At 53.0% G+C, this 528-nt stretch carries 1 pseudogene; it reads left to right on the top strand.

Annotated features, from left to right (window positions below):
• A pseudogene (locus ACU8YE_RS24245) lies at positions 1–528 on the top strand (transporter); the annotation flags it as partial.

Raw genomic sequence — 528 nt, 5'->3', positions numbered from 1 at the left:
CTCCATTCCTTCGGAGTGACCAAAACTGTGTGGTCGCACAATCCGTTCTATGGTCTGGTTGTCATCTGCATCATGGTGGCGATCGCCTCACGAGCGGAAAAGATCCTTTTCCGAATCTCGACGGTGATGGTACTCACGAAACTGTCTGTCGTGACTTTCCTCGGCCTCGCGATCATCGGCAGCTGGAACCTGGCGAACGTCGGGGCCTTCCCGAGCTTGGGCTACCTAGTGAAACAGACCATCGTCATGCTTCCATTCACATTGACCTCGATACTCTTCATCCAGTCACTCAGCCCGATTGTCATCTCCTACCGGGCCCACTACAGGTCAATCGAAGTAGCACGTCACAAGGCCTTGCGCTCCATGAACATCGCGTTCAGCGTACTGTTCATCACAGTCTTTTTCTATGCCATCTCCTTCAACTTAACCATGGGACATGACGTAGCGGTGAAAGCCTACAATCAAAACATCTCGACCTTGGCGATGGTGGCCCAGGGCATGGGAGGCACGACCGTCAAGATTTTCTCC

It is taken from the genome of Ralstonia sp. VS2407, from assembly GCF_052950655.1.
The sequence above is the reverse complement of the archived record's forward strand: the minus strand, read 5'-3'. Positions and strand labels throughout refer to the sequence as shown.